General features: G+C 71.3%; 31 protein-coding genes. 11 read left to right on the top strand and 20 right to left on the bottom strand.

Translation table 11 applies throughout. The features are described from left to right. Positions 1 to 375 carry a VOC family protein gene (locus IE317_RS07280; RefSeq protein WP_191307560.1) on the top strand — a complete coding sequence of 125 codons (375 nt, stop codon included), beginning with the start codon at positions 1 to 3 and terminating at the stop codon, positions 373 to 375. Here IE317_RS07280 and IE317_RS07275 read toward each other — a convergent pair. Further along, the gene (locus IE317_RS07275; RefSeq protein ID WP_191307559.1) at positions 372 to 992 is read right to left on the bottom strand and encodes a class I SAM-dependent methyltransferase; all 621 of its coding nucleotides are present in this window, start codon (positions 990 to 992) and stop codon (positions 372 to 374) included. The genes IE317_RS07280 and IE317_RS07275 overlap by 4 nt on opposite strands. A 115-nt stretch (positions 993 to 1,107) precedes the next feature. Here IE317_RS07275 and lepA point away from each other — a divergent pair, with 115 nt between their 5' ends. Both lepA and IE317_RS07265 read left to right on the top strand, forming a co-directional pair. After that, on the top strand, positions 1,108 to 2,955 hold the full coding sequence (gene lepA / locus IE317_RS07270) for a translation elongation factor 4 (protein WP_191307557.1): 1,848 nt from the start codon (positions 1,108 to 1,110) through the stop codon (positions 2,953 to 2,955). A gap of 132 nt (positions 2,956 to 3,087) precedes the next feature. Then, positions 3,088 to 3,657: a Uma2 family endonuclease gene (locus IE317_RS07265; RefSeq protein ID WP_191307896.1), complete on the top strand. Its 570-nt coding sequence runs from the start codon at positions 3,088 to 3,090 to the stop codon at positions 3,655 to 3,657. 13 nt (positions 3,658 to 3,670) lie between these two features. Here the strand turns inward: IE317_RS07265 and IE317_RS07260 are convergent, their stop codons facing one another. From IE317_RS07260 to IE317_RS07245, 4 genes are read right to left on the bottom strand one after another with little or no spacing between them, the layout of a single operon-like run. Beyond that, complete coding sequence (locus IE317_RS07260; protein ID WP_191307555.1) at positions 3,671 to 4,249, bottom strand: PH domain-containing protein; 579 nt, start codon at positions 4,247 to 4,249, stop codon at positions 3,671 to 3,673. Positions 4,250 to 4,275: 26 nt separating this feature from the next. Next, positions 4,276 to 4,722, bottom strand: coding sequence for a pyridoxamine 5'-phosphate oxidase family protein (locus IE317_RS07255; RefSeq protein WP_191307550.1), 447 nt, complete (start codon positions 4,720 to 4,722; stop codon positions 4,276 to 4,278). A gap of 41 nt (positions 4,723 to 4,763) precedes the next feature. Then, on the bottom strand, positions 4,764 to 5,186 hold the full coding sequence (locus IE317_RS07250) for a histidine triad (HIT) protein (RefSeq protein ID WP_229902528.1): 423 nt from the start codon (positions 5,184 to 5,186) through the stop codon (positions 4,764 to 4,766). Between the two features lie 52 nt (positions 5,187 to 5,238). Beyond that, positions 5,239 to 7,011 carry a family 20 glycosylhydrolase gene (locus IE317_RS07245; protein WP_191307548.1) on the bottom strand — a complete coding sequence of 591 codons (1,773 nt, stop codon included), beginning with the start codon at positions 7,009 to 7,011 and terminating at the stop codon, positions 5,239 to 5,241. A 108-nt stretch (positions 7,012 to 7,119) separates the two neighbouring features. Here IE317_RS07245 and IE317_RS07240 point away from each other — a divergent pair, with 108 nt between their 5' ends. Genes IE317_RS07240 through IE317_RS07230 form a run of 3 tightly spaced genes read left to right on the top strand, consistent with a single transcriptional unit; the run spans position 7,120 to position 9,104 of the window. Then, entirely contained in the window at positions 7,120 to 7,629 is a 510-nt protein-coding gene (locus tag IE317_RS07240; RefSeq protein WP_191307546.1) for a MarR family winged helix-turn-helix transcriptional regulator, read from the top strand. A 51-nt stretch (positions 7,630 to 7,680) separates the two neighbouring features. Next, the gene (locus IE317_RS07235) at positions 7,681 to 8,037 is read left to right on the top strand and encodes a nuclear transport factor 2 family protein (RefSeq protein WP_191307544.1); all 357 of its coding nucleotides are present in this window, start codon (positions 7,681 to 7,683) and stop codon (positions 8,035 to 8,037) included. A 17-nt stretch (positions 8,038 to 8,054) separates the two neighbouring features. Further along, positions 8,055 to 9,104 (top strand): NAD(P)H-dependent flavin oxidoreductase, encoded by a 1,050-nt coding sequence (locus tag IE317_RS07230; RefSeq protein ID WP_191307542.1) that lies wholly within the window; start codon positions 8,055 to 8,057, stop codon positions 9,102 to 9,104. On the opposite strand, the gene IE317_RS07225 is transcribed toward IE317_RS07230, so the two are convergent. From IE317_RS07225 to IE317_RS07215, 3 genes are all read right to left on the bottom strand, one after another. Further along, the gene (locus IE317_RS07225) at positions 9,101 to 10,537 is read right to left on the bottom strand and encodes an amino acid permease (RefSeq protein WP_191307540.1); all 1,437 of its coding nucleotides are present in this window, start codon (positions 10,535 to 10,537) and stop codon (positions 9,101 to 9,103) included. The genes IE317_RS07230 and IE317_RS07225 overlap by 4 nt on opposite strands. A 90-nt stretch (positions 10,538 to 10,627) precedes the next feature. Further along, positions 10,628 to 11,671: an alpha/beta fold hydrolase gene (locus IE317_RS07220; protein ID WP_191307538.1), complete on the bottom strand. Its 1,044-nt coding sequence runs from the start codon at positions 11,669 to 11,671 to the stop codon at positions 10,628 to 10,630. Positions 11,672 to 11,808: 137 nt separating this feature from the next. Next, positions 11,809 to 12,774, bottom strand: a complete 966-nt coding sequence (locus IE317_RS07215) for a quinone oxidoreductase family protein (protein ID WP_191307536.1) — start codon at positions 12,772 to 12,774, stop codon at positions 11,809 to 11,811. Between the two features lie 59 nt (positions 12,775 to 12,833). Between IE317_RS07215 and IE317_RS07210 the strand changes: the two genes are divergently transcribed. From IE317_RS07210 to IE317_RS07200, 3 genes are read left to right on the top strand one after another with little or no spacing between them, the layout of a single operon-like run. Next, positions 12,834 to 13,034 carry a hypothetical protein gene (locus tag IE317_RS07210; RefSeq protein WP_191307534.1) on the top strand — a complete coding sequence of 67 codons (201 nt, stop codon included), beginning with the start codon at positions 12,834 to 12,836 and terminating at the stop codon, positions 13,032 to 13,034. An 11-nt stretch (positions 13,035 to 13,045) separates the two neighbouring features. Continuing rightward, positions 13,046 to 13,519 carry a ribonuclease domain-containing protein gene (locus IE317_RS07205; protein WP_191307532.1) on the top strand — a complete coding sequence of 158 codons (474 nt, stop codon included), beginning with the start codon at positions 13,046 to 13,048 and terminating at the stop codon, positions 13,517 to 13,519. Beyond that, on the top strand, positions 13,516 to 13,884 hold the full coding sequence (locus IE317_RS07200) for a barstar family protein (RefSeq protein WP_191307530.1): 369 nt from the start codon (positions 13,516 to 13,518) through the stop codon (positions 13,882 to 13,884). Before IE317_RS07205 ends, IE317_RS07200 begins: the two co-directional genes overlap by 4 nt. Here the strand turns inward: IE317_RS07200 and IE317_RS07195 are convergent. Beyond that, positions 13,859 to 14,836, bottom strand: a complete 978-nt coding sequence (locus IE317_RS07195; protein ID WP_191307528.1) for an Lrp/AsnC family transcriptional regulator — start codon at positions 14,834 to 14,836, stop codon at positions 13,859 to 13,861. The two genes, IE317_RS07200 and IE317_RS07195, sit on opposite strands and share 26 nt — an antisense overlap. A 102-nt stretch (positions 14,837 to 14,938) precedes the next feature. On the opposite strand from IE317_RS07195, the gene IE317_RS07190 reads away from it, so the two are divergent. Further along, on the top strand, positions 14,939 to 16,210 hold the full coding sequence (locus tag IE317_RS07190) for an MFS transporter (protein ID WP_191307525.1): 1,272 nt from the start codon (positions 14,939 to 14,941) through the stop codon (positions 16,208 to 16,210). Here IE317_RS07190 and IE317_RS07185 read toward each other — a convergent pair. The 11 genes from IE317_RS07185 to IE317_RS07145 form a co-directional block, all read right to left on the bottom strand. Continuing rightward, complete coding sequence (locus tag IE317_RS07185; RefSeq protein ID WP_191307523.1) at positions 16,207 to 16,974, bottom strand: enoyl-CoA hydratase family protein; 768 nt, start codon at positions 16,972 to 16,974, stop codon at positions 16,207 to 16,209. The genes IE317_RS07190 and IE317_RS07185 overlap by 4 nt on opposite strands. Positions 16,975 to 17,011: 37 nt before the next feature. After that, complete coding sequence (locus IE317_RS07180; protein ID WP_191307521.1) at positions 17,012 to 17,515, bottom strand: DUF3291 domain-containing protein; 504 nt, start codon at positions 17,513 to 17,515, stop codon at positions 17,012 to 17,014. Between the two features lie 38 nt (positions 17,516 to 17,553). Then, positions 17,554 to 18,291 (bottom strand): sirohydrochlorin chelatase, encoded by a 738-nt coding sequence (locus IE317_RS07175; RefSeq protein ID WP_191307519.1) that lies wholly within the window; start codon positions 18,289 to 18,291, stop codon positions 17,554 to 17,556. Next, positions 18,288 to 19,550, bottom strand: coding sequence for a sulfate adenylyltransferase subunit 1 (locus tag IE317_RS07170; protein WP_191307517.1), 1,263 nt, complete (start codon positions 19,548 to 19,550; stop codon positions 18,288 to 18,290). Before IE317_RS07170 ends, IE317_RS07175 begins: the two co-directional genes overlap by 4 nt. Next, complete coding sequence (cysD, locus tag IE317_RS07165; protein ID WP_191307513.1) at positions 19,550 to 20,500, bottom strand: sulfate adenylyltransferase subunit CysD; 951 nt, start codon at positions 20,498 to 20,500, stop codon at positions 19,550 to 19,552. The genes IE317_RS07170 and cysD overlap by 1 nt, the downstream gene beginning before the upstream one ends. A 12-nt stretch (positions 20,501 to 20,512) precedes the next feature. Continuing rightward, positions 20,513 to 21,208, bottom strand: coding sequence for a phosphoadenylyl-sulfate reductase (locus IE317_RS07160; protein ID WP_191307510.1), 696 nt, complete (start codon positions 21,206 to 21,208; stop codon positions 20,513 to 20,515). Next, positions 21,205 to 21,354: an Insertion element protein gene (locus tag IE317_RS44380; protein WP_229902527.1), complete on the bottom strand. Its 150-nt coding sequence runs from the start codon at positions 21,352 to 21,354 to the stop codon at positions 21,205 to 21,207. Before IE317_RS44380 ends, IE317_RS07160 begins: the two co-directional genes overlap by 4 nt. Further along, on the bottom strand, positions 21,351 to 23,039 hold the full coding sequence (locus IE317_RS07155) for a nitrite/sulfite reductase (RefSeq protein WP_191307508.1): 1,689 nt from the start codon (positions 23,037 to 23,039) through the stop codon (positions 21,351 to 21,353). The genes IE317_RS44380 and IE317_RS07155 overlap by 4 nt, the downstream gene beginning before the upstream one ends. 93 nt (positions 23,040 to 23,132) lie before the next feature. Beyond that, positions 23,133 to 23,219, bottom strand: a complete 87-nt coding sequence (locus IE317_RS45405; protein ID WP_373308993.1) for a putative leader peptide — start codon at positions 23,217 to 23,219, stop codon at positions 23,133 to 23,135. 74 nt (positions 23,220 to 23,293) lie between these two features. Continuing rightward, entirely contained in the window at positions 23,294 to 25,273 is a 1,980-nt protein-coding gene (locus IE317_RS07150) for a tetratricopeptide repeat protein (RefSeq protein WP_191307506.1), read from the bottom strand. A 134-nt stretch (positions 25,274 to 25,407) separates the two neighbouring features. Continuing rightward, on the bottom strand, positions 25,408 to 25,848 hold the full coding sequence (locus IE317_RS07145) for a chromosome partitioning protein (RefSeq protein WP_191307504.1): 441 nt from the start codon (positions 25,846 to 25,848) through the stop codon (positions 25,408 to 25,410). Between the two features lie 117 nt (positions 25,849 to 25,965). Here IE317_RS07145 and IE317_RS07140 point away from each other — a divergent pair, with 117 nt between their 5' ends. Next, a complete protein-coding gene (locus IE317_RS07140) occupies positions 25,966 to 26,382 on the top strand; it encodes a VOC family protein (protein WP_191307502.1) in 417 nt (138 codons plus the stop codon). The last annotated feature ends 37 nt before the right edge of the window (positions 26,383 to 26,419 follow it).

Here is a 26,419-nt window from a genome sequence, read left to right as displayed (position 1 = left end):
ATGGAGATCCTGAAGAGCCGGCTGCTGATCCGCCCGCGGGACGCCGCCGCGTCCACGGCGTTCTACCGCGACACCCTCGGCCTGGCCGTGGAGCGGGAGTTCCCCGGCGGCACCGTGTTCTTCCTCGGCCACGGCTCCCTGGAGGTCTCCGGCGCGGGCGAGGCAGGCTCGTCGCCCGATCTGGTGCTCTGGCTGCAGGTCCGCGACCTCGTCGGCACCCTGGCCGAGCTCAAGGCGAAGGGCCTGGAGCCGGTGCGTGACGCGCAGCGCGAGCCGTGGGGCCTCGACGAGGCCTGGATCGCCGATCCGGACGGCACGCGCATCGTGCTGGTCGAGGTGCCCGAGGGGCACCCGATCCGCACGGACACCCGCTAGGCGGGCTTGACCGCGCGCAGCTGCGCGGCGAGCGCGGCGAACCCCGGCGGCTCCCAGGTCCAGGTCTGCAGGTCGGCGAAGCCCGCGGCGGCGGCTTCGTCGGCCAGGACGTGCCTGCTCACCGGCAGCCACTTCTCGTGCGCGGACAGCAGCAGCCGTCCTCCCGGGCGCAGCACCCGGCACAGCTCGGCGAACCCGGCCGCGCGGTCTTCCCACAGCATGACGTTGTTCACGCTCAGGACGACGTCGACGGACCCGTCGGGCTCGCCGGTGTGCGCCGCCGACCCCTCGCGCAGCTCGGCCCGGTCGCCGCAGCGTTCGTGGCACAGCGTGAGCATCTCGGGGGAGGGGTCGACGCCGATGGCGCGCCCGGCCAGGCGCGCGGCCGCCTCGAGGCCGACGCCGGGACCGGGCCCGACGACCAGGACGGTCTCGTCCGGCTCGATCTTCGCGAGGTCGACGACGCGGTGTTCGGTGGCGGCGTTGCCGCGGGCCATGACCCAGCCGCCGAGGCGGCCGAGGGGGCCGGAGGGGTGACCGAACGCACGGTCGAGAACACGGGCGAACCCGCTGGTCTCCGGCTGGGGAGGAGGTGCCGGCTGGTGCATATCGCTCATACTTCGAGGGCACCACGGATCGCGGAACCCCGCATCGGGGATGACCCCCACCCGCACCCGGAGGGCCATGGGAACATAGAGGTGGCCATCCCCGACTTTCCGAGGACTCATTCGAGTGACAGCGTCCAGCAAGTTCGCCGACACCACCTTCACGCCGCCGGAGCTCATCCGGAACTTCTGCATCATCGCGCACATCGACCACGGCAAGTCGACCCTGGCCGACCGCATGCTGCAGCTCACCGGCGTCGTCGAAGAGCGCGCCATGCGGGCCCAGTACCTCGACCGGATGGACATCGAGCGCGAGCGCGGCATCACGATCAAGGCGCAGAACGTCCGGCTGCCCTGGAAGCTCGACGGGCAGAACCACGTCCTGCACATGATCGACACCCCCGGCCACGTGGACTTCACCTACGAGGTCTCCCGGGCCCTGGAGGCGTGCGAAGGCGCGATCCTGCTGGTCGACGCCGCGCAGGGGATCGAGGCCCAGACCCTGGCCAACCTGTACCTGGCGCTGGAGAACAACCTCCAGATCATCCCGGTCCTGAACAAGATCGACCTGCCCTCGGCCGACCCCGACAAGTACGCGGGTGAGCTCGCCCACATCATCGGCTGCGAGCCCGAGGACGTGCTGCGCGTCTCGGCCAAGACGGGCATGGGCGTCGGCGAGCTGCTCGACGAGGTCGTCAAGCAGGTCCCGGCGCCGCAGGGCGACGCCGACGCGCCCGCCCGCGCGATGATCTTCGACTCGGTGTACGACACCTATCGCGGCGTCGTCACCTACATCCGCGTCGTCGACGGCAAGATCACGCCGCGCGAAAAGATCAAGATGATGTCGACCGGCGCCACGCACGAGCTGCTGGAGGTCGGGATCATCTCGCCCGAGCCCAAGCCCAGCAAGGGCCTCGGCGTCGGCGAGGTCGGCTACCTGATCACCGGCGTGAAGGACGTCCGCCAGTCGAAGGTCGGCGACACCGTGACGTCGGAGCGTCACGGCGCCAAGGAGGCGCTGGCGGGCTACCGCGAGCCGAAGCCGATGGTCTACTCCGGCCTGTACCCGGTGGACGGTTCGGACTACCCCGAGCTGCGCGAGGCGCTGGACAAGCTCCAGCTCAACGACGCCGCCCTGGACTACGAGCCGGAGACGTCGGTGGCGCTGGGCTTCGGCTTCCGCTGCGGCTTCCTCGGCCTGCTGCACCTGGAGATCACCCGCGACAGGCTCGAGCGCGAGTTCGGCCTCGACCTGATCTCGACGGCGCCGAACGTGATCTACCGCGTGGTGCTGGAGGACCGCAGCGAGGTGGTCGTGACCAACCCGTCGGACTGGCCGTCCGGGCTGAAGATCGCCGAAGTGCACGAGCCGGTGTCGAAGGTCAGCATCCTCGCGCCGTCGGAGTTCGTCGGCACGATCATGGAACTGTGCCAGACGAAGCGCGGCAGCCTGCTCGGCATGGACTACCTGTCCGAGGACCGCGTCGAGCTGCGCTACAACATTCCGCTGGCGGAAATCATCTTCGACTTCTTCGACACGCTGAAGTCGCGTACGCGCGGCTACGCGTCTCTCGATTACGAAGAGGCCGGCGAGCAGATTTCGGACCTGGTCAAGGTGGACATCCTGCTGCAGGGCGAAACCGTGGACGCGTTCTCGGCGATCGTGCACAAGGACGCGGCCTACGGCTACGGCAACCGGATGGCGACGCGGCTGCGCGAACTGATCCCGCGCCAGCAGTTCGAGGTCCCGATCCAGGCGGCGGTCGGGTCCCGGATCATCGCCCGCGAGACGATCCGCGCGATCCGCAAGGACGTGCTGGCCAAGTGCTACGGCGGTGACATCTCGCGGAAGCGGAAGCTGCTGGAGAAGCAGAAGGAAGGCAAGAAGCGGATGAAGACCGTCGGCCGGGTCGAGGTTCCGCAAGAGGCTTTCGTCGCCGCACTGTCCACTGAGGACTCCGGAAAGAAGAAGTAACTGTTCCGTTGATGTGACAACGGCGCCCATATTCACGCAGTGGTGTGAATATGGGCGCCGAACTCGCGTTCGATGCGGTTTCTGTCGGTGCTCTCTGCTTTGCTCTGGTGCGAAGAGCGAAAGGAGAGCACCATGACAGTCATGGCAGACATCGAGCTTCCCGCCGGGTCGGGCCCCCTGACGGTGCACGACCTCGAGGGAATGCCGGACGATGGCCGACGCTACGAACTCATCGACGGGGTGCTCATCATGAGCCCCGCGCCCGGTCGAAGACACCAGAAGATCGCTTACCGGCTCTACGGTGTGCTCGAAGCATCGTGCCCGCCCGATTTCGAGGTGATCGGCGCGCCGTTCGCGGTGCACTCCGGTGACAAAATCGAGCTACAGCCGGACGTCCTGGTCGGCCGGGACGAAGACTTCACCGACAAGGACCTCCCGGCAGCACCGGCGCTGGCGGTCGAGGTGCTGTCGCCGAGCACGGCGATCCACGATCTCAACACCAAGAAGGCGGTCTACGAACGACTCGGGACTCACAGCTACTGGGTGATCGAACCGGCCGAGCCGGCGCTGACGGTGTTCGAGCTCGACGAGGAAGGTCGCTACCAGCAGGTGGCCAAGGCTGCGGGCGACGAGCCGGTCGAGCTCGAGCGGCCCTTCCCGGTGCGGATCGTGCCCCGGGAGCTGCTGGGCCGGCTCGGCTGAGCCCGGCCGCCGGTCAGTCCTGCCGGAAGCGGGTGCCGCGGAGCTGGGCGTGCAGCTGCCGGTGGCGCAGTTCCTTCCGGAGCCGGTCGAGCACCGCGTCGAACAGGGCCGGGGAAAGGATTGCGGTCTGCTCGAACTGCCGCCGGTCGGGTGGCGCCGGCTGGAGCTTGCTGCGCGGCGCGTAGCGCTGCACCGAGCTCTCGACACCTCCGCCGGTGATTAGGTCGACCCAGAGGGCGTCGCGCAGGTAGCCGTCGCCGAAGCGAGCCGAACGGCGGACGCTCACCTCGGCGATCTCCGGCCAGGGGACCAGGCGCGTGCTCAGCGTGCCTGCGGGCAGGCGGAGCCCTTCGTCGCCGATGGTGAGGTCGCGCAGGCCCTCGAAGCCCCGCTTGAGGTCGCGCGCACGGGAGACGCGGTAGGCCACCACCGCGGCGAGCACGGTCGCCGCGTAGGCGCCGCCGATCAGCCACGGCGAGAGGCCGCGCACGAGCCCGGTGGCGAGCGCCGCGCCGAACCCGGCGTCGGCGACGGCGAGCAAGCCGACGAGGACCTTGACCGGCGTCGTGACGCGGTGCGGTGACTCGGACAACGGGACGACTCCTGGGGCCGGCGGGGTCAGGGATTGCCGATTATCCGGTCTGCCCGGATGAACACCGCGACCCGCCGCTCTTCGGCCATCACGCGGTCGTACTCGGCCCAGTCGTCGTGGGTGCCGGTGGCGGCGATGAAGACGTCACGCAGCAGCTGCGGCAGGCCGGCGGGGTCGAAGGCGGGGTCGGGATCGTCGGGTCCGACGAGGTGCACGGCACCGGTCACGGAGAGCCAGTTCCAGCCGCGCCGGAAGGTCACGGTGGCGTGCCCGGCCCGCCGCAGCAAGGCGAGCTTGTGCGCCTTGCCGACGGCGACGTACGCGACACCCGGGGCACCGGTCACCGGATCGTCGAAGACACCGGCGTTGACGACGGAGGCGTGCACGGTGCCGTCGGCGCGCGTCGTGGCAACGGTGGCGAGGCCGTGCTCCTGCAGCGACAGCGTGCGAACCTGCTCCAGATCAGCGGTCATGGGCCCAACCTAGCCCGCCTGACGCCCTGGATGTCCGATGTTCACCGGCCGAAATACGGCGACAACCGTCCGCACAGGAGATCGACGTCCTCGCGAGGCGCGCCGGGCCAGTCGACGTCCATCCACCCGAACTCGGCGGGAGTGCCCCGGTGCCGCACGAAAACGTGCTGGTGGAAGTGCGCCCCGGCCAGGCCCCGCCCGGCGATGGCCGCGTGCACGGACTCCGGATCCAGTTCGGCCCGCAGCGCCCGGGCACCTGCCCAGGCGGCCCGCGCGACCGCCATGGCTTCGGCTTCGGTGAGCCCGTCGATGTTCGCGACGTGCCGCCGGGTCTCCACGAAGAGGTAGCCGGGAAAGTCGCCGGGCCGGTGCGTGACGACGACCAGATCGCCGGCCCACACCACGGGGCTCACCAGCGGCCCGGCACCCCGGTGCTTGGCGCAGATCACGCACGCTTCCGGCATGGCTCCAGGCTAACCGGCAGGCCCGCCGCACGGGCGGGCCTGCCCGTTCAGCTCAGCAGGTGCCGTTGTCGGTCCACACGCCCCACTGGCCCGTCGTTCCCGGCTCCTCACCCTGCGTCCACCACTTCGCCGTCCACTTGTGGCCGTTGTGGGACACCACGTTGCCGCCCGTGTACACCTGCGTGGCGCTCCACGCCGGGTCCGTGCACGTGCCCGGGTTCGTCGTCCCGCCCGTGTCCCATGCCACCTGCGAAGACCGGTAGAAGTTGATGCCCTGCGCCACCCAGCGCGGGGCCTGGGCGCCCAGCCGCGTCCGGAAGGCCGTCCAGTCGTGCGCCGACCACGGGGACCAGCCCAGCTCCGCGTACGCGCCCAAGCGCGGGAAGGCCAGGTAGTCGATGTCCGACGGGGTCACCACCGTTTCCGTCCACAGTGGAGACTCCACGCCGCGGACCGCTGCCTCGCCCACGCCTGAGAGGTACGCTCCCGGGTTCCAGTTGTACGCGTCCTGGACCTCGATGTATCCCGCCCACGACAACCCGATGGGCGTCGAGCTGTTGTACTTCATGTCCAGGTACGCCTTGTTCGCCGGCGAGAGGATCACCTTGCTGCCGCGGGAAACCGCCGTCGACACCCCCGTGTCCGACGTCGAAGTGCCCCAGAACTGCGGCGACGCCGAAGCCGGCAAGGTGGCCTTGGCGATGTCGTGCCAGCCGATCACCGACTTGCCCGTCGCCGCGACCAGGGGCAGCACCTTGTTCATGAACGTCAGGTAGTCCGCCTGCGAAGTCGCCGAAGCTTCGTCGCCGCCGATGTGGAGGTACGGGCCCGGGGTCAGGGCCGCCAGTTCTCGCAGGACGTCGGCGACGAACGTGTACGTGATGTCCTTCGAGATGCACAGCGAGCTGTAGCCGACCGCCGTGTCCGTGCGCAGGGCGGGCGCCACCCCGTTGCAGTTCAGCTCCGCGTACGACGCCAGGGCCGCGTTCACGTGCCCCGGCATGTCGATCTCCGGGATGATCGTGATGTGGCGGGAAGCCGCGTAGTTCACGATGTCCGTGTACTGCGCCTTCGTGTAGTAGCCGCCCGTGCCGCCGCCGACCTGCGTGCTGCCGCCGTAGGTCGTCAGGCGGGGCCAGCTGTCGATCTGGATGCGCCAGCCCTGGTCGTCCGCCAGGTGCAGGTGGAGATGGTTGATCTTGTACTGGGCCAGCTGGTCGAGGTACCGCTTGACCGTCGACACCGGGTGGAAGTGCCGCGCGACGTCGAGCATCGCGCCGCGGTAGGCGAAGCGCGGGTAGTCGAGGATCGTCGCGCCCGGGATGCTCCACGGCCCGGGCTGCGCCGAGGCGCTTTCGACCCGGCCCGGCAGCAGCTGCCGCAACGTCTGGACCCCGGCGAACAGCCCGTCCGCGGTGGTGGCCCGCACGGTGACCGACGACGCCGTCGACACCAGCTGGTACCCCTGCTCGCCGACGGTCGCGGGTGCGCCGCCGAGCAGCAGCGCGATGCTGTCGGCTGGCACGGACGCCGGCGCGTCGGACACCGGCAGCGCGAAGCCGGTCGAGGGCCGCAGCACGCCGGCCAGGTAGTCACCCACCTGCCGCGCGGGTGCCGAACCCGCTTCGGTGACGATCTTCGTGGTGGCGACCAGCGGGAACGCCACGCCGGCCGCCGGGGTCACCGAGACCGGCACCGGCACGATCGACTGCAGCGCCGGCGTGGCCGCGGCGGCCGGCGTCAGGTGGGTGGCTGCCGTACTGGCGCCGATCAGGGCCAGCACGGCGAGCGCGCGGCCGAGCCGCCGCGCGAAGGAAGGCTTCACCGGGGGACCTCCTGGCGGGAAGGGCGCGACCTCGCCGTCGCGCCTGCCGGGATCGTCGCATTTCCGGCGCCCGTGGTCTAGACCAGTCTGGGTGGTTAAGCTCGCGCGGTGACGCGGGACTTCGCACCGGGGTCGCCGTTCGCGCTGCTGTCGAGCGCCGAGACGGCCGCCTGGTACGCCTACATGAAGGTGCACCTCCGCCTGGAGTACGAGCTGAACCGGCAGCTGCGCGCGGACAGCGGGCTGTCGCTCGCCGACTACCACGTACTGGTCGCGCTGACCAGTGCGGCCGGTGGCCGGATGCGGGTCACCGACCTCGCGATCCGGATCGGCTGGGAGCGCAGCCGGCTTTCGCACCACCTGAAGCGGATGCGCGACCGCGGGCTGGTCGAGACCGGAACGGCCGCCGAGGACCGCCGGGCCACCGCGGTCGCGCTGTCCGAAGCCGGCTGGGAGGCGTTGCGGCAAGCCGCGCCGGACCACGTCGGGTTCGTGCGGCGGGCCTTCCTCGACGCCCTCGAGCCCGCCGAGCTGGCGCAGCTGACGACCTTGCTCGACCGGGTCTACGACACCCTGGTCGAGCACGGCACCCTGCCGCGCCCGGACGACCACCCCTGAGTATTACGTGACATGTCACGTAATATGGCCGTGGACCTAGGAGGGTGCGGCATGGCGACAGTGGCCGAGCTGATGGAAGCCAACTTGCTCAGGGTGTTCAACGAGCGCGACGACGAGCGGCGGGCGAAGGCGATCGCCGAGACGTACGCGCCGGACGTCGAGTTCGCCGATCCCGAAGGCACCGTGACCGGGCGCGAAAGCCTGAACGCCAAGGCGAAGGGGCTGCTGGACCAGTCACCGGGGTTCGCCTTCACGCCCGCGGGCCCGGTCCTGGTCAACCACGACCTCGGGCACCTCGCCTGGGCGCTCGGCCCGGACGGCGGGCCGCCGGTCGTGCGGGGGATCGACGTCGCGCTCGTCGAGGACGGCCTGATCAAGAAGCTCTACACGATGCTGCTCCCCGCCTGAGTACTACGCTCGGTGGCATGTTCGACGAGCTGACGTTCCCGGTCGTCGCCGCGCCGATGGCGGGCGGTCCCACCACTCCGGAGCTGGTCGCCGCGGTGACCGAGGCCGGCGGCTACGGCTTCCTCGGCGCCGGCATGCTCACCCCCGCGGCGCTGGCGGCCCAGATCGACCGCACGCGGGAGCTGACCGGAGGCGAGTTCGGCGTCAACCTCTTCGTCCCCCAGCCCGACACGGGTGCCGACGTCTCGGACCACAAGACCCGGCTGGAGGCGTTCGCCCGCGAGTACGACGTCGAACTCGGCGAACCGAAGTGGGACGATGACGCCTATCCCGCGAAGCTGGACGTCGTGCTCGAGAAGCGCGTCCCCGTGGTGTCGTTCACCTTCGGCCCGCCGTCCCCGTCGGAAGTCCTGCGCCTCAAGGAAGCAGGCGGCAAGATCGTCATCACGGTGACCACGCCCGAGGCCGCCCACCGGGCCGCCGGCCTCGGCGCCGACGCGCTCGTCCTGCAGGGCTTCGAGGCGGGCGGGCACCGGAGCCTGTTCACCGACGACCCGCGCCGGCCCGGCGGCGGCGCCGAATACGGTGTCCTCGCGCTCCTGCGGCTGGTCGCCGCCCGGGTCGACCTGCCGCTGATCGCCGCCGGGGGCCTGGTGCACGGGGCCGACGTCGCGGCCGTGCTCGCCGCCGGAGCCGTGGCCGCCCAGCTGGGCACCGTCTTCCTGCGCGCCGACGAGGCCGGGACGTCCGAGGCGCACCGCAAGGCGCTCGCCCTCGCCGAGCGCGAGACGGCGTTCACCCGCGCCTTCAGCGGCCGTCCGGCGCGGGGCCTGGTCAACAAGTTCATGGACGCCCTGTCCGAGGGTGCGCCGGCCGCGTACCCGCAGCTCAACAACCTGGCGGGCCCGGTGCGCAAGGCGTCGGCGAAGGCGGGCGACCCCGAGGCGATCTCGCTGTGGGCGGGCCAGACCTACCCGCTCGCGTATGACGCCTCGGCCGCCGTGATCATCGAGCGGCTGAAGGTCGAGGCGCGCGAAGCCGCCGCACGCCTCGACCGGATCCGCTAGCCGTTGGTGCGGTTCAGCACCGAGTGCCGCCGGCTGTAGAGGAAGTAGACGAGCAGGCCGAGCGCGAACCAGACCGCGAACCGGATCCAGGTCGCCGGCTGCAGGAACGTGATCAGCCAGATCGAGAACACGACGCCGATCGCGGGCACCACCGGCATGCCCGGCGTCTTGAACGTCCGCGGCAGGTCCGGCTGCTTGTAGCGCAGCACGATCACCGCGACGCAGACGACGACGAACGCGAGCAGGATGCCGATGTTCGTCAGCTCGGCGGCCTCGCCGATCGGCAGCACCCCGGCGATGATCGCCGCCGCGCCCCCGAGGATCCACGTCATCCGGCTCGGCACCTGCCGCGTCGGGTTCGTCTTGCCCAGCCACGGCGGCAGCAGGCCGTCGCGGCTCATCGAGTAGCCGACGCGGGTGGCGCCCATCAGGAACGTGAACAGCACGGTGAGGATGCCGACGATCGCGCCGATCGCGATCACCGTGGCCAGCCCGTCGAGGCCGACCGACTTGAACGCCGTCGAGAACCCGCTCTTCGGGTCGATCTCGGTGTACTTCTGCATGCCGGTCAGCACCAGGCAGGCCAGCACGTACAGCACCATCGAGATGGCCAGCGAGTACAGGATCGCCTTCGGCATGTGCCGCTGCGCGTCCTTGGACTCCTCCGCCGCGGTGCTCATGGCGTCGTAGCCGAAGACGGCGAAGAACACCGTCGCCGCGCCGGTCACCGCGCCGCCGAAGCCCGCGGGCGCGAACGGCGTGTAGTTGCCGGTCTTGACGTAGAAGAAGCCGACCAGGATGACCACCAGCACGATCAGGACCTTGATCCCGACCATCGCCGTCTCGAACCGGGCGGCGCTGCGGATGCCGCGGTTGAGCAGGAACGCGATCAGCAGGCACAGCAGCGCGGCGAACAGGTCGACCTTGTGGCCCGGCCCGGTGCCGGGCGCGCCGAGCATCCACGCGGGCAGGTCGAGGCCGATCTGGCCGAGCAGGAAGTTGAAGTAGCCGGAGATGCCGATGGCCACCACCGCCACGATCGCGGTGTACTCCAGCAGCAGGTCCCAGCCGATGAACCAGCCGACGATCTCGCCGAGCACCGCGTAGCCGTAGGTGTAGGCGGAGCCGGCCTTCGGGATGAGGCCGGCGAACTCCGCGTAGGAGAACGCGGCGGCCGCGCTGGCGACCCCGGCGATGAGGAACGAGATGAGCACGGCCGGCCCGACGCCGGGGATGCCCGCCGCGTCGTCGCCGTGCGCGACGCTGCCGGCGAGGGCGAAGATCCCGGCGCCGATGATGCCGCCGATGCCGATGGCGGTCAGCTGCCACAGCCCGAGGGTGCGTTGCAGGCCGCCGCCTTCGGTCGTGTCCTGGATCTGGTCGATCGGCTTGCGCCGGAAGATGCCGGAGCCGGCACCTGCTGGAGCGGACATCATCGTCTCCCGAACGGTCGGTGGAGAGCCCGGATCACGGGCCCTCGCGGGAACCTACCGCCAACTCGAGGTGAAGACAGTGTGAGCCGCTCAGCCCGCCGCGGTGTCTTCGCTCACGGCCTCCGACGCCGTCGCCGCGGCCCGCTTGGCCTGGGTGGTCCGGACCGCGCTCGCCGCGAAGTAGGTGAGCAGCTCCGCGACCTCCACCGGGTCGTCGAGCTGCGGGCAGTGCCCCCAGTCCTCGCGCACGAGCAGCCGGCTGTGGGGCACCAGCGTGTGCAGCTGCCGCCCGGACGCCGCGGTGACGAGCTTGTCCTTGCCGCACGCGACGACCAGCAGCGGGACCTCGACCGAATCGAGGCGGTAGGCGTCGGCGAGCTCCGCGACGAGCTGCCGGGCCTGCTCCAGGCGGCTCTTGGTGGCGCGGTAGTCCGGGAAGAGCGCGGTGAAGCGCTGCACCTGCACGGCGTCGGCGACGCTCGAGTCGGCGTACAACAGCCGCGGGACGAGCTGCTCGGCGACCTTGCGCACCAGGAACCCCGGCACCGGGACGGGCAGGGACGAGTACAGCCGCAGCGGCAGCGGGTAGCGCGCCACCGCGCGGATCAGCCACGAGTCGACGAAGCCCGGCGCGGCGATGGACACGACGCCGGAGATCGGCAGGCGGCTGTTCTGGGCCGCGCGCAGGCTCATGGTGCCGCCGAGGGAGTTCCCGGCCAGCACCACCGAGCCGAGGACGGCCTGTTCGCGGACGACGGCGGTGGTGAACGCGTCGAGCTGCGGCAGCATCGGGCCCGGCCGCAGCGGCTGCGCGTCGCCGAAACCCGGCAGATCGACCGCGACCGCCGGGATTCCGGCGGCCGCGAGCTGCTCCAGGGCGGGGCGCCAGGTGTCGGCGCTGTCGCAGTAGCCGTGCAGGAGCACCAGCCTCGGTGCGGACGGCTTGACGTGCGGTGTCGCCGCCCGGCGGCGCAGCGAGCGGCGCGGCGCCGGCTGCTCCGGTTCGGGGTCGCCGACTTCGAGCACCCGGGTGCGGACGCCGGCGTAGCGCCGGAAGGAGACCCGGATCGGGTCCGGGTCGCTGCTGGGCCGGCCGTCCGGTCCAGCCGGAGTGGGCCGCTTCGTCGCGGTCATCCTCCAAGATTACCTTGCGACCATTGGGTTTTGGTCGGTTTTCGGGGCTAACAACCAGATCTCGAACTGAGTACGTTGGAGATTCACCGAATGCCGAGCCGGGCGGAACAAGCCGATCCGCCCAGCTCAGCGGTGGTCTAGCGGGTGAAGACGATCTTGCCGGCGGTGTCTCCCTCGAGCATCGCCCGGAAGCCCTTGGGGGCCTCGGAAAAGGAAAGTTTCGCGCCGATCTGCGGCCGGACGCCGGTGAGGTCGAGGTAGGAGAGCAGGTCGGCGAGCTCGTCGCGGGTGCCCATGGTCGAGCCGGCGACGCGCAGCTGGAGGAAGAAGACGCGCTGCAGCTCCGCGTGCGCGTCCGGGCCGCTGGTCGAGCCCGAGACCACGATGATCCCGCCCGGTTTGAGCGATTTGACCGAGTGTGACCAGGTCGCCTTGCCGACGGTCTCGAACACGGCGTCGACGCGCTCGGGCAGCCGTGCGCCGGATTCGAACGCCTGGTGGGCGCCGAGGCCGGTGGCGAGGGCGCGCTTCTCTTCGGTCCGGCCGGTGACCCAGACCCGGAACCCGGCCGCGCGGCCGAGCTGGACCAGCGCCGTCGAGACGCCGCCGGAGGCGCCCTGCACGAGCATCGTCTGCCCCGGGCGCAGGCCGGACTTCACGAAGAGCATCCGGTAGGCGGTCAGCCAGGCCGTGCCCATGGTGGCGGCTTCGGCGAAGCTGAGCGCCGGGGGCTTCGGGACGACGTTGCGGGCGGGCACGACGACCTGGTCGGCGAAGGTGCCCTGGTGCTTCTCGGTGAGCAGCGTGCGTTTCGGGTCGAGGGTGTCGTCGCCCTGCCAGCCCGGCGCGTTGATCACCGAGTGGATGACCACCTCGGAGCCGTCGTCGAGGGTGCCCGCGCCGTCGCAGCCGAGGATCATCGGGAACTGCTCCGGCTTGATCCCGACGCCGCGCAGCGTCCAGAGGTCGTGCATGTTGAGGCTGGCCGCCTTGACGTGCACGCGGACCCAGCCGTCGGGCACTTCGGGTTCGGGACGCTCGCCCACGACGAGCGAGTCCAGCGGGCTGTCGGCGTTGGGTTCCTGCGCGTACACGGCGAACATGTCCTGCAACGTACCGCCCCTGGCACGCGGCGGCAGCAGGGCGCGCGTAGGCTCACACCGTGTTCAACGGGCTTGCCGACTGGTGGGACGGGGTCGAGCTGTGGCTCGCCCAGGCCTGGTTCCCGGTGCAGTTCGTGCTGGTCATGGTGGTCGTCGTGCCGCTGTGCCTGGCCGCCGCGTGGGTGCTCGACAAGGTCGTCGGGCTCTTCGCCCACCGGCTGGCTCCGGGGCGTGACGACGACTCCGACCCCTCGGCATAGGCTCGCGCACCATGTTCAACCGAAGGCGGATCACCGCCGCGCTGATCGGGCTCCTCGTGCTGGTGCTGGGGGGCTGGCTGGTCAAGGACAACCTCGGCGGCGGCTCGTCGAGCCCTGCGCCGAGCACGTCGGCGAGCGCGCCCGCGAAGAGCAGCACACCCGCCAAGGGCGGCGCCGCCGTGCCGGGCGCGGACTCCGGGCTGCCGGTGAAGGCGCTTTCCGCGCTGCCGCCGCAGGCCACGGACACGTGGAAGCTGATCGAGGCCGGCGGCCCGTACCCCTACCCGCGCAACGACGACGTCGTCTTCGAGAACCGCGAGAAGAGATTGCCCGGCAAGAAGTCCGGCTACTACCACGAGTTCACGGTGAAGACCCCGGGCAGCGCCGACCGCGGCGCCCGGCGGCTGATCACCGGGCAGGCGCACGAGCTGTACTACACCGGCGACCACTACGCGTCGTTCGTCGTCGTGGACCCGGCCCGATGAGCGCCGGCGACGCGGCGAAGGCCGCCGCGGAAGAGGCGTTCGCCCGGGGTGCCTACCCCCACCTGGTGAACTCGCGGCCGACCGTCGACAAGGCCGGCACGCTCGCCGCCTTCGCCGAGGCACTGTCCTTTCCGGACCACTTCGGGCACAACCTCGACGCGCTCTACGACTGCCTGACCGACCTGTCGTGGTTGCCGCCGGGGGAGCACGTGCTGATCTGGCCGGGCTCGGACGCGTTGCGCAAGGCCGAACCCAAGACGTACCTGGCCATCCGCAGCGTCCTGTCGGACGCGCAGCGGGCACTCGGCCCGAGCGGCCGCAGCGCCGGCTCCTGGCGGCTCACGGTCGTGCTGCCGGACGCCTGAGCGGCGTCCCCGCGCGCTTGACCGTGCGGATCACCGGCGCGCTCTCGACGGTGTGCACACCGCGGATCCCGGCGACGCGATCGGTGAGGTAGCGGTAGAGGTCGCGGCCGTCGCGGCAGTTCACCATCGCCGTGAGGTTCGTCGTGCCGGTGGTGGCGACGGCGAACGACGTCTCGGGGTGGCTCGCCAGCGCCTCGCCCGCCTCGGCGAGGTGCGCGGGGGCGACGGCCAGCCACAGCCGCGTTTCGGAGCGGAACCCGAGGCGGGCCGGGGAAACGTCGAGGTGGTAGGTCAGCGTGCCGTGCCGTCGCAGCAGGTCCATCCGGCGCCGCACCGCCGAGTCGGACCACCCCGTCGCCCGGGCCAGCGCGGTGTAGCTCGCCCGGCCGTCGTGGGCCAGCGCGTCGAGGAGCGGCTGGTCTCCGGATTCCGGTGGGAGGCCGGGGCCGTCCGGTTCCGGCGGGCGCAGCTGCTCGACCTGGGCGGGGGACAGGCAGTGCAGCCCGCCCCACCTGTCCGGCAGCGCGAACGTGTGCAGCAGTTCGTGTGCCGAAACGGCGGTCACGCGGTGGGCGCGCGGCAGCTTGTGCAGCAGCAGGTCGTCGCGCCCCGCCGTGTCGGGGGCGTGGACGGTGCAGGAGATCTCGGTGCCGCCCGAGAGCAGGTGCACCCACGAGACGTCGGACCGGTCGGCCAGCGCGTCCGCGACGGCGGCGCCGGCGTCGGGTGTCGTGCGCAGGCGCAGGGTCCACGTCGTGTAGCCGGCTTCGCCGCCGCTGACCGCGCCGGTGACCTTGAGCACCCCGGCGGTCCGCAGCCGCTGGTAGCGGCGGGCGACGGTGTTCTCCGAAACCCCGAGCACCCGGCCGAGTGCGCGCATCGGCGCCCGGCCGTCGAGCTGCAGCGCGTGGAGCAGCCCGCGGTCGACGTCGTCGAGGGTGACGGTTTCCATGTTCCAAGCGTAGATGATGACGGGATCCGGCGGTTCCGTCGACTTTTCTGGTGGCGATCGACGTTGCGCAGGCACCTTTCGGGGCACACGAAAGGAGTTTCGATGCGCAAGTGGTGGCCGTTGGCCGTGGTCTGTGCGGGCTCGTTCCTGTTCCTGCTGGACAGCACCGTCGTCACGGTGGCGCTGCCCCGGATCGGCGCCGACCTGACGGCGTCGGTGGGGCAGCTGCAGTGGGTGCCGAACGTCTACACGCTGGTCCTGGCGGTGCTGATGCTCGCGGTGGGGTCGCTCGCCGATCGCTTCGGTCTGCGGCGGGTGTTCCTCGGCGGGCTCGGCGTGTTCGGCCTGGCGTCGCTGGCCTGCGGGGTGTCGCCGGACATCGGGACGCTGATCGCGGCACGGGGTGTCCAGGCGATCGGCGGCGCGGCGCTGGCGGTGACCGGGTTCGCGATACTGGCCGCTTCTTACGACGGGCGCTCGCGGGGAACCGCCATCAGCGTCTTCTTCGCGGTGAACGGGCTCGGCGCGGCGGCGGGGCCGGTGGTGGGCGGCGTGCTGACCGAGTACTTCGGCTGGCCGGCGATCTTCTTCGTCAACGTGCCGCTCGCGGTGGCGACGGGGGTGTTCGCGCTGCGCGCGGTGCGGCCGGACGAGCCGGGGCGCCCGGGCCGGTTCGACGTCGCGGGCGCGGTGTGGTTCGCGGTCGGCGCCGCGAGCTTGGTGCACGGGCTGACCGTGGACCGGTGGGCCCTGGCGGTTTCGGCGCTCGGGTTCGCCGGGTTCGTCGTCGTGGAGCGGCGCCGGGCCGAGCCGATGCTGGACCTGCGGCTGTTCCGCGACGGCGGGTTCGCCACGCTCATCGCCTGCGTGGCGGCATCGACGTTGACGTTCGCGGCGCTGGTCTCCGTCTCGCTGTGGCTGGGCCTTTCGCGATCGCCGGTCGCGGCCGGGCTCGCGCTGGCTCCGCTCGCGGCGGCGTCGTTCCTGACGTCGACGCTGCTGGGCAAGGTGCTGCACCGGTTCCCGCCGCGGGTCCTGCTCGGCGCCGGAGTCCTGGTGGGCGCGCTCGGCTGCCTGTCGCTGCTGGTCCTGGCGATCCCGCTCGGGCTGGCGGTGACCGGGATCGGCGTCGGCATCGCGGGACCGGCGATGGGCGCGGCGATCGCGTCCGCGGCGCCACCGGACCGGGCGGGCATGGCCGCGGCGATCATGACGACGACCCGGCAGTTCGGCCAGACGCTCGGGGTCGCGGTGCTCGGAATGGCTTACCAGGCCGGAGGTTTGACTCCGGTGTACGTGGTCGCCGCACTGTGCGGCGGGGTGACGGGCCTGCTCGCGCTGGTTCCGCGCCGGCAGGCCCGTGTCCCGGCTTAGTCCTGCGGAACCCAGTTCGGCTTGCGCTTCTGGGCGAAGGCGAGGATGCCTTCCTGGCCTTCCTCACCGGCGAAGAACTTCGCCGACAGGGCGAGCATCTCCTCGAAGCCGTCGGAGGGGGTGGCCGGGCGGGGACGGCTCAGCAGCGCCTTCGTCGCGGCCAGCGCCTTCGGGCCACCCGCGGCCAGGGACTTGACGAACCGCGCCACTTCGGCATCGAGGTCGGCGGTCGCCGAGTTCAGCAGGCCGATCTCCACCGCGCGGCGGGCGTCGAAGGTGTCGCCGGTCAGGAACAGCTCGTGGGCCGCGCGCGGGTTGAGCCGCGGCAGGACCGTCAGGGAGATGATCGCCGGGACCACGCCGATGCGGACTTCGGAGAAGGCGAACGTCGCTTCCGGGACCGCCACGGCGATGTCGCACGCCGCCACCATGCCGATGCCGCCCGCCCGGGCCGGGCCCGCGAGGCGGGCGACCACCGGTTTCGGGCTGGTCCACAGCTGCTCGAGGATGCGAGGGAACTCGTTCACGCCCTGGTCGCCCGCGCCGGCGCCGCGGGCTTCCTTGAGGTCCATCCCCGCGCAGAACACCGGCCCGGTGTGGGTCAGCACGATCACGCGGACGGCGTCGTCGGCGGCCGCCTCGGCCAGCGAGTCCGAGAGTTCGCGGCGCAGCTGCGCCGAGAGCGCGTTGCGGTTGTGCGGGGAGTCCAGGGTGATCGTGGCGGTGCCGCCCACCACGTCGTAGTGCACCAGTTCGTCAGCCATGCCCGTCACCCTTGCACATCCGCCGCGCGGTGCGGTGTTACGCGGGGCACAGCCAATCGGCCTCACCCTGCCGGGCGTCGGCCGCCGGGGAGAAGTGCTGCTTCAGCGTGAACGCCTCCGGCGTCGGTCCGTAGACCCGCAGGTGCTTGATCTTCGTCTCGGCCTCCGCGGTGGTCGGCCGGTGGCCCGCGGGCACCCACCACAGCGCGGTCATCACGTCCTGGACGCGGTGGAACCACTCGCGGCGGCGCTTGAGGACGGCCAGGTGCTCGCCGGAGAAGACGAAGTCGGCCAGCGCTTCCACCGACGTCCACACGGACATGTTGACCAGGATCCCGGACGTGCCCCGCACGTCCCACTCGAAGGCGCGGATCGAGGTGGCGTCACCGTCCTCGGTCTGCAGCCGCCAGACGAACCCCGGCGCGCGGTCGGCGATCGCGTTCACCGGCTCCAGCGCGTCGACGAAGTCGCGGAAGGACTCGTCGTCGAGCGGCGCCTTCATCCGGCTGATGTTGACCTGGGCGAGTTCGAAGTTCCCCATGCGGTCACCCTACGGGCAAAAACCGCCTTCCGGCGGTGTCACGCGTACTGGCGGAGCAGTCCGCTGACCGCGGACGCGTACCGGCTGACCACCACGTCGGCCACGCGCGGGTCATCGGCCAACGGCTCCGCGATGAAGGCCTCCGGGTCCGCCTCGCGGGCCAGCCGCGCGATCCGGTCCGGCAGCAGGCCCGGCGCCAAGAACCACGACGCGACGACCAGGTGCCGCGCGCCCCGCGTCCGCAACGCCGCCGCCGCGGCCGGGATGTCCGGCTGGGCGGCGGAGGCGAACGCCTCGCTCACCGGGACACCCAGCCGCTCCTCCCAGCGGGAAGCCAGTGACGCGACGACGGCGTTCGCGGACGCGTTCGACGAGCCGACCGCGCTGACGATCACGCCCGTGCCCCCGCGGCGCGGTGCCGCCGCCAGCCGGTCGAGGGCGACGGCTTCCAGTGCCGGGTCGGCGCCGAGCACGTCCGATGTCCGCACCGTGAAGCCCGGGCAGTCGGTGACGACGGAGTCGATCAGCGCCGGGAGGTCGACCCGGGCGTGGAACGCGCTCCCCAGCAGCAGCGGCACCACGACCGCCGTCCGGTGGCCGTCCGCGTACAACGACCGCAGGACATCGGTCACCAACGGCGCCGACAAGTCCAAAAAGGATTCGTGCACCGGAACGCCCGGTGCCTGGGCGCGCACGACGTCGACGAGCGCACGCACGGTCGCCGCCGAGCGAGGATCGCGACTGCCGTGCGCGACGGCGACCAGGGGTGGCGTCACGAGAAGCGCTCACCCACCAGCCCGGCGGCGAGGGTGTCGCCGTCCTTCGGGTCGATCACCAGGAACGCGCCGGTGCGCGGGCTGACTCCGTAGTCGTCGACGCTCAGCTCTTCGGCCAGCCGCAGCGTGACGCGGCCGATGTCGTTGAGCTCCAGCGACGCGGGCGAGTCCACGCTGGACAACGTCTGCTCGTCGAACCGCGCGTGCAGCTCGTCGACCAGCGCCTGCACCGTGCGGGTGCCGTGCTTGACGAGCACGCGCGCGCCCGGCTTCAGCGGCTTGGACGACAGCCAGCACAGCGTTCCGGTGATCTCGTCGGTGACGCGCGGCGGCGCGTCCGCGGCGGCGATCAGGTCGCCGCGGGAGATGTCGATGTCGTCGGCGAGCAGCAGCGTCACCGACGTGCCGGCGCCGGCTTCGGCCAGCGGTCCGTCCGCGGTGTCGATCTGCTCGACGCGGCTGCGGATGCCCTGCGGCAGCACGACGATCTCGTCGCCGGGGCGGACCGTGCCCGCCGCGATCTGCCCCGCGTAGCCGCGGTAGTCCGGGTACTCGGGCGTGCGCGGGCGGATCACGTACTGCACCGGGAACCGCAGCGCCGAGTCGTGCGGGTCGGGCGCGACCGGCACTTCCTCCAGGTGCTCCAGCAGGCTCGGGCCGGAGTACCACGGCGTCCGCTCGGAGCGCGTCGCGACGTTGTCGCCTTCCAGCGCCGAAACCGGGATCGCCAGGACGGAACCCCGCGAGTAACCCAGCGACTCCGCGTGCGAAGCGAACTCCTCGGCGATCACCGTGAACGTCGCCTCGTCGTAGCCGACCAGGTCGATCTTGTTCACCGCCAGCACCAGCTGCGGCACGCCGAGCAGGGCGAGCACGGCCGCGTGCCGCCGGGTCTGCTCGATCACGCCCTTGCGCGCGTCGACGAGCAGCACGGCCAGCTGCGCGGTGGACGCGCCGGTCACCGTGTTGCGCGTGTACTGCACGTGCCCCGGCGTGTCGGCCAGCACGAACGACCGCTTCGGCGTGGCGAAGTACCGGTACGCGACGTCGATGGTGATGCCCTGCTCACGCTCCGAACGCAGGCCGTCGACGAGCAGCGAGAGGTCCGGGGTGGACAGTCCCTTGTCGACGGACGCGCGGGTGACCGCGTCGAGCTGGTCGGCCAGCACCGACTTCGTGTCGTACAGCAGCCGGCCGACCAGGGTCGACTTGCCGTCGTCGACGCTCCCGGCGGTGGCCAGGCGCAGCAGCGAACTCATCAGAAGTACCCCTCACGCTTGCGGTCTTCCATGGCCGCCTCGGACATCCGGTCGTCGGCCCGGGTCGCGCCGCGCTCGGTGAGCCGCGAGGCCGACACCTCGGCGATGACCTCTTCGACGGTCGCCGCGGTGGATTCGATCGCGCCGGTGCACGAGCCGTCGCCGACGGTCCGGTAGCGGACGGTCAGCTCACGCACCTCCTCGCCCGGCCGCGGGCCGCCCCACGGTCCCTCGGCCAGCAGCATCCCGTCGCGCAGGTACACCTCGCGCCGGTGCGCGTAATAGATCGAGGGCAGCTCGACCTTCTCGCGGGCGATGTAGTTCCAGACGTCGGCCTCGGTCCAGTTGGACAGCGGGAAGACGCGGACCTGCTCACCCGGGCGGTGCCGCCCGTTGTAGAGGTTCCACAGCTCGGGCCGCTGCCGCCGCGGCTCCCACTGGCCGAAGGCGTTGCGGAGGCTGAAGATCCGCTCCTTGGCCCGGGCGCGTTCCTCGTCGCGGCGGCCGCCGCCGAAGACGGCGTCGAACTTGTTCTCGGCGATCGTGTCGAGCAGCGGCGTGGTCTGCAGCGGGTTGCGCATCCCGTCGGCACGCTCTTCCAGCCGCCCGTCGTCGATCCAGTCCTGCACCTTCGCGACGACCAAGCGCAGCCCGTGGCGCTCGACGACGCGGTCGCGGAACTCGATGACCTCGTCGAAGTTGTGCCCGGTGTCCACGTGCAGCAGCGGGAACGGCACCGGCGCCGGCCAGAACGCCTTGATCGCCAGGTGCAGCAGCAGCGTCGAGTCCTTGCCGCCGGAGAAGAGGATCACCGGGCGGTCGAACTCGCCCGCCACCTCCCGGAAGATGTGGATGGCCTCGGACTCCAAGGCCGCCAGGTTGTCTTGTGCCAGGGGGGTCTGGGGGTCTCCCCCAGAAAGCACAGTGGTCGCGGGCTCCAACGTCGTCATGCGTCCCTTTCCTCAGCCGTGCAGTCCGCACTCGGTCTTGCTCTGCCCCGCCCACCGGCCGCTGCGCGGATCCTGCCCGGGCTCCACGCGAGCCGTGCAGGGTGCGCAGCCGATCGACAGGAACCCGATCGACACCAGCGGGTTCTCGAGGATCCCGTGCTCGCGGATGTAGCCGTTGAACTCGTCGTCGGTCCACGCCGCGATCGGGTTGATCTTGACCAGGCCGTTGCGGTCGTCCCAGGTGACGATCGGGGTGTTCGCCCGGGTCGGGGCGTCCACGCGGCGGACGCCGGTCACCCAGGCCGAGTAGTTCGCCAGTGTCTTGCGCAGCGGCACGACCTTGCGCAGGTTGCAGCACAGCGTGGCGTCGCGGTCGTGCAGCTTCGGGCCGTACTCCGCGTCCTGCTCGGCGACGCTCTGCTCGGCCTGGGCGTTCACGATCTTCACGTCCGGGTAGACCGTCTGGACGGCGTCACGCGTGCCGATCGTCTCCGGGAAGTGGTACCCGGTCTCCAGGAACAGGACGTCCACATCGGACTTCACCTTGGTGGCGAGGTCGATGAGCACGGCGTCCTGCATGTTGGACGCGACGATGAAGTCGTCGCCGAACGTCTCGACGGTCCAGCGCAACGCTTCTTCCGCGGTCGCGTCGGCGAGCTCCTTCGAGGCGCGCTCGGCGAGGGTCTTGTAGTCGGCGGTGGCGGTCATCGGGAAACCTCCGGGAGGGAAAGGCCGAGGAACTTGACCGAGAAAACCCGGCGACAACCGGAACACAGCCAGCCGCCGTTCTCTTCCGGCCGGAGATCCTCGTCGCCGCAATAGGGGCAGTACAGCGGCGTCATCCGCTCGCTCATTGCAAGGCGCTTTCGTCGGCCCGCGCCGCCCACTGTGCGAACCGCTCGTCGGGTTCCCGCTGGGCCACGTAGTTGCGCACGACGCGCTCGACGTACCCGGTCAGCTCGCTCGAGGTCACCTTGTGCCCGCGCAGCTTCCGACCGAAGCCGGAGTCGAGGCCGAGCCCGCCGCCGAGGTGCACCTGGAAGCCTTCGACCTGGCGGCCGTCGGCTTCGGTGACGATCTGGCCCTTCAGCCCGATGTCCGCGGTCTGCACCCGGGCGCACGAGTTCGGGCAGCCGTTGAGGTGCACGGTGACCGGCACTTCGAGCTGGGCGTTGATGTCGGCGAGCGACTTCTCCAGGTCCGCGACGAGTTCTTGCGCGCGGGCCTTCGTCTCGACGATGGCCAGCTTGCAGAACTCCAGCCCGGTGCACGCCATCACACTGCGCCGCCACGGCGACGGGTCGACCTGCAGCCCCAGCTCGGCGAGCTCGGCCTTGAGCGCGTCGACCCGCTCGGCGGCCACGTCCAGCACCACCAGCTTCTGCAGCGGGGTGAGCGCGACCCGGCCGGAGCCGACCCGTTCGGCCGCTTCCGCGACGGCGACCAGGGTGCTGCCGGAGACGCGGCCCGCGACCGGCGCGGCGCCGAGGTAGAACTTGCCGTCCTTCTGCGGGTGCACGCCGACGTGGTCGATCGGGGCCGGCGGCTCCACCGGCGGCGGGCCGTCGATCAGCTTGCGCTTGAGGTACTCGGTCTCGAGGACCTCGCGGAACTTCTCCGGGCCCCAGTCCTTCACCAGGAACTTCAGCCGCGCTCGCGACCGCAGCCGGCGGTAGCCGTAGTCGCGGAAGATCGAGACGACGCCCTCCCAGACGTCGGGCACCTCCTCCAGCGGGATCCACGCGCCCAGCCGCTGCGCGAGCATCGGGTTCGTGGACAGCCCGCCGCCGACCCACAGATCCAGCCCGGGGCCGTGCTCGGGGTGCTCGACGCCGACGAACGAGACGTCGTTGAGCTCGTGGACGATGTCCGGCAGCCCGGAGATCGCGGTCTTGAACTTGCGTGGCAGGTTCGCGTACTTCGGGTCGCCGATGTAACGGCGGCGGATCTCGGCCAGCGCGGGGGAGGCGTCGAGCACCTCGGCCGCGGCGATGCCGGCGACCGCCGAGCCGAGCATCCCGCGCGGGCTGTCGCCGCAGGCCTCCATCGTGGTGAGGCCGACCTCTTCGAGCCGCGACCAGATCGTCGGCACGTCCTCGATGCGGATCCAGTGGTACTGGATGTTCTGCCGGTCGGTGATGTCGGCGGTGTCGCGCGCGTACTCCTGCGACAGCTCGCCGAGCACGCGCAGCTGCCCGGTGGTGAGGCCGCCGCCGTCGGTGCGCACGCGCATCATCAGGTAGCGGTCGTCGAGCTCTTCGGGCTCCAGCGTCGCCGTGCGGCCGCCGTCGATCCCGGGCTTGCGCTGGGTGTAGAGGCCGAACCAGCGGAACCGGCCGCGCAGGTCACCCGGGTCGATCGCGTCGAACCCGCGGTGGGCGTAGATGTTCTCGATGCGCGCCCGCACGTTGAGCGGGTGGTCGTCCTTCTTGGACCGCTCGTTCGGGTTCAGCGGCTCCCGGTAACCGAGCGCCCACTGCCCTTCGCCGCGCTTCTGCTTGGCACGCGCGGGACGGGCTGGGGTTCGGGGCGTGGTCATGAGGGTGTCCTCCGGGGCGGTGGGAAGGCGTGACCGCGCGGCAGCGTTGCCGTGCGCGACCGGCGCCGGGTCCGTCGTGGTGGTGGCGGGGAGTCAGTGGAACGTGGCACAGAGTGCGCTCGCCACACGCCGGAGGTCGACGTGGCGGCGGGCCACCAAGCGGATACCGGCGCGAGTCACGTCGCCAGAGTCTCACGTGCCCACAATGTGGTCGAGCCCTGTCCGGATGTTGGGACCGGGCTCACTCAAGCCGTCTACCTGGACTTTTGGCCCCGCGGCGCAGTCGCCGGGCTGGGCCCGACCTCCTTCGTCCAGAAGGCGAGGTTCGAGTGGGCGATCTCGACCTCCGGATGTTGGGGGCCGAGGACGTGGTCGAACGTGGGGAGCAGGTCGGCGAGTTGATCGCGCGCGCCGGCCGGGTCTCCGGCCTCGCCGGTCCAGTGCGCCAGGTTGTGGCGGGTGGTGAGGGTGAAGGGGTGTAGCGGACCGAGCACGGCCCGGCAGGTGGCGAGCAGACGGATGAACTCGTCGCGCGCTCCCGCCGGGTCCCCGGCTTCGCCGGTCCAGTGCGCGAGGCTGCCGCGGACGGTGAACGTGTCGAGGTGATGCGGACCGAGCACCCGTTCGGTGATCGGGAGGAGCGTGCGGAATTCGTCCCGGGCGGCCGCCGGTGAGCCGGTCTGGCCGATCCACTGGCCGAGGTCGCTGCGTCTGGCGAGCGTGCCGGGATCGTGGGGTCCGAACACCCGGAGGTAGGTCGCGTGCAGCGTCGCGTACTTCTCGCGAGCGCCCTCCGGATCGCCCGAGTTCCCGCTCCAGTTGGCGAGGTTGCCCAGAACGGTGAGGGTCAGCGGGTGTTCGGGACCGAGCACCTCTTCGCTGAGCGGGAGCAGCGCTGCGCATTCGGCCAGGGCTGCGGCGGTGTCGCCGGACACCGCCGTCCAGTACGCCAGGTTGTTGCGGGTGGTCAAGCTGATCGGGTGCCGGGGGCCCAGGACCGTCTCGCAGCGGGGGACCAGGGCCGCGAACTGGTCCCGGGCGTCGCCGGCGTTCCCGGCTTGCCCGGTGCGGTCGGCGAGGGCGAGACGTGTGGCCAGGGTTTCGGGCGAATCGTCGTCGAGGTGCTCCAGCACTGCGCGCAGGTGCGTGTGCACTGCGTTCCACCGGTTCAGCGAGCCGGCGTCGTTCAGCGCACCGGGGGTGATCTCCAGCAGGAGCTCGTGGGCCGCCTGCGCCCAGTCGCCTGCCGTTCCCTCCGCCACGAGCTGCTCGCGGTTCACCGCCTGGAGCAGCCGGTGCACGTCGACCGCCGAGGAGTTCCGGCCGTCGGTCGTGGTGGCGAGGCTGTAGGACAACAGCTCGCCGACCGCGCGGTGGCGGGTCAGCTCGTTTTCGAGCAGCGGCCGCAGCCGCGGTTCCAGTGACGGGGGCAGCGCGATGTAAGCCGGGTCCGGCGGAGCGAGCAGCAGGCCGACGGGAATCGCGTCGGGGGCGTAGCAGCACAGGAGGTTCAACACCGCGCGGGCGGTGGCCGGCAGGCGCTCGATGGCCAGCTGCCAGGTGGTGGCCACGGTGTGCGGGTAGTCGTCGCCGAGCCGGCCTTCGCGGTGCAGCTCGGCGCGGTTCTTCCGGTACAGCCGCAGGTAGGTCGCCAGGTCGAGGGCGTTCGCGCGGGCGAACGACCCGGCCTGGACCAGGGCCAGCGGCAGCCGGTCCACTTCCCGGGCGAGGGCGACCGCGCCGGCTTGGTCGTCGTCCTGGGTCAAGGAGAGGAGCAGGTCCGCGGCGGCGTCGAGGCCGAGCTTGGTCACGCGCAGCAGCAGCGGTTCCGGCCAGTGCGCCGACCGGCTGGTCACCAGCACCAGGCCGCTGCCCGCGGCCGGGATCAGCCGGGCGGCCGCCGCCGGGTCGGGGACGTTGTCCAGGACCAGCAGCCACGGCCTCGGCTGCCGGGCGAGGGCGGCGTGCGCCGCGGCCACCGCGTCCTGGATGTGGCGGGCGCCGTCCGGGTTCAGCATCTCCAGCAGCGCGCGGAACTCGCGGTCGACGGCCGCCGGGTCCTCGGCGTGCACCCACCACACGACTCCGTGGTCCTCGCGGTGCCGGGTGGCGTAGGCGCGGGCCAGACTCGTTTTGCCGACGCCGCCCAGCCCGGCGAGCACCCGCACGACCGGCCGGTCGGGCCGGCCCGCGAAGGCCGCCCGCAACCGGCGGAGTTCGTCGTCGCGGCCCACGATGGGGGTGAGCTGGTTGATGTGCGGCGAGACCGGCGTGCTCGGTGCGAAGCCGGCGGTGCCGCCGATGTAGACGTTCCCGGCCGTGCCGATGGCCGTGCCGGAGTGGGCGGCGTGCAGCGCGCCGGACGCGGTCAGCCCTGCGACCGGTCCGGCCGCGGAGGGTCCCCGAACGTCACCTGCCCGCCGGTCACGCCGCCGATCGAAATGCCGCCGTGGTCGGCGCGGACGTCGCCGTGGACGACCACGTTGTGCGAGCCACCGGCCGATTCGAGCTCCGCCACCGACTTCTCGATCGCAGCGGAGAAGGCCGGATCCTGCTCCACCGCGTCCTCGAGAGCGAGCCGCACCCGGGCCTGCGTCCGGGTGCCCACTTCGCCCGTCTTCGCGGCTTCGTCCCGCAGCTTGTCCAGTGCCGGGTCGTCGCCCAGCTTCGCCGCGATCAGGTCGTGCAGCCGGTCGAGTCCCGCGTCGATGACCTGGTCGACCTCGGCGTCGACTCGCTTGCCCACCCGGCCCGCCTTGCGCACGGCCCACGCGATGAGCCAGCCGACCGCGACTTCGAGACCCGTCATGCCGGAAATAGTGGCACACGACTGCGGGGCGTGACGGCCAATTCGCCTGCTTGCGTCCAGCGGACCACTATGGTTATAGTACTACGGACACAGTGATTTGAACGAGAGGAACTGGGGATGCAGGTCAAGGGTTTCGGGGCGGGTTACCTGGTCGACGACGTCGCCGCGACCACCCGCTTCTACGCGGACGTCGTCGGCCTGCCGATCACCGTCGAGCTCGACTGGTTCGCCAGCGTCAACGCCGGCGCGCCGGGGTACGAGATCAGCTTCGTGCGGCGCGGGCACGAGTCGGTGCCGCCGACTCACCGCGCGCAGGAGCCGGCGGGGCTGATGTTCGGGCTCGTCGTCGAAGACGTGCGCGCCGAGGCGAAGCGGCTGGAGGAAGCCGGGGTCGAGCTGGTGACGCCGGTCGTCGACGAGGTCTACGGGCAGCGGCACTTCTACGTCGCCGACCCGAACGGCGTGCTGCTCGACCTCATCGAGCTGATCCCGGTCGACCCGGAGTGGGCGGCGGCCAACCTCCCCGCGTCGTAACAGGTGTTAACCCGACCAGCCCCTTGAAGCGACCGGG

The organism is Amycolatopsis bullii (genome assembly GCF_014654205.1).
GTDB lineage: Bacteria > Actinomycetota > Actinomycetes > Mycobacteriales > Pseudonocardiaceae > Amycolatopsis > Amycolatopsis plumensis.
This window is presented reverse-complemented; position numbering and strand designations above follow the sequence as displayed.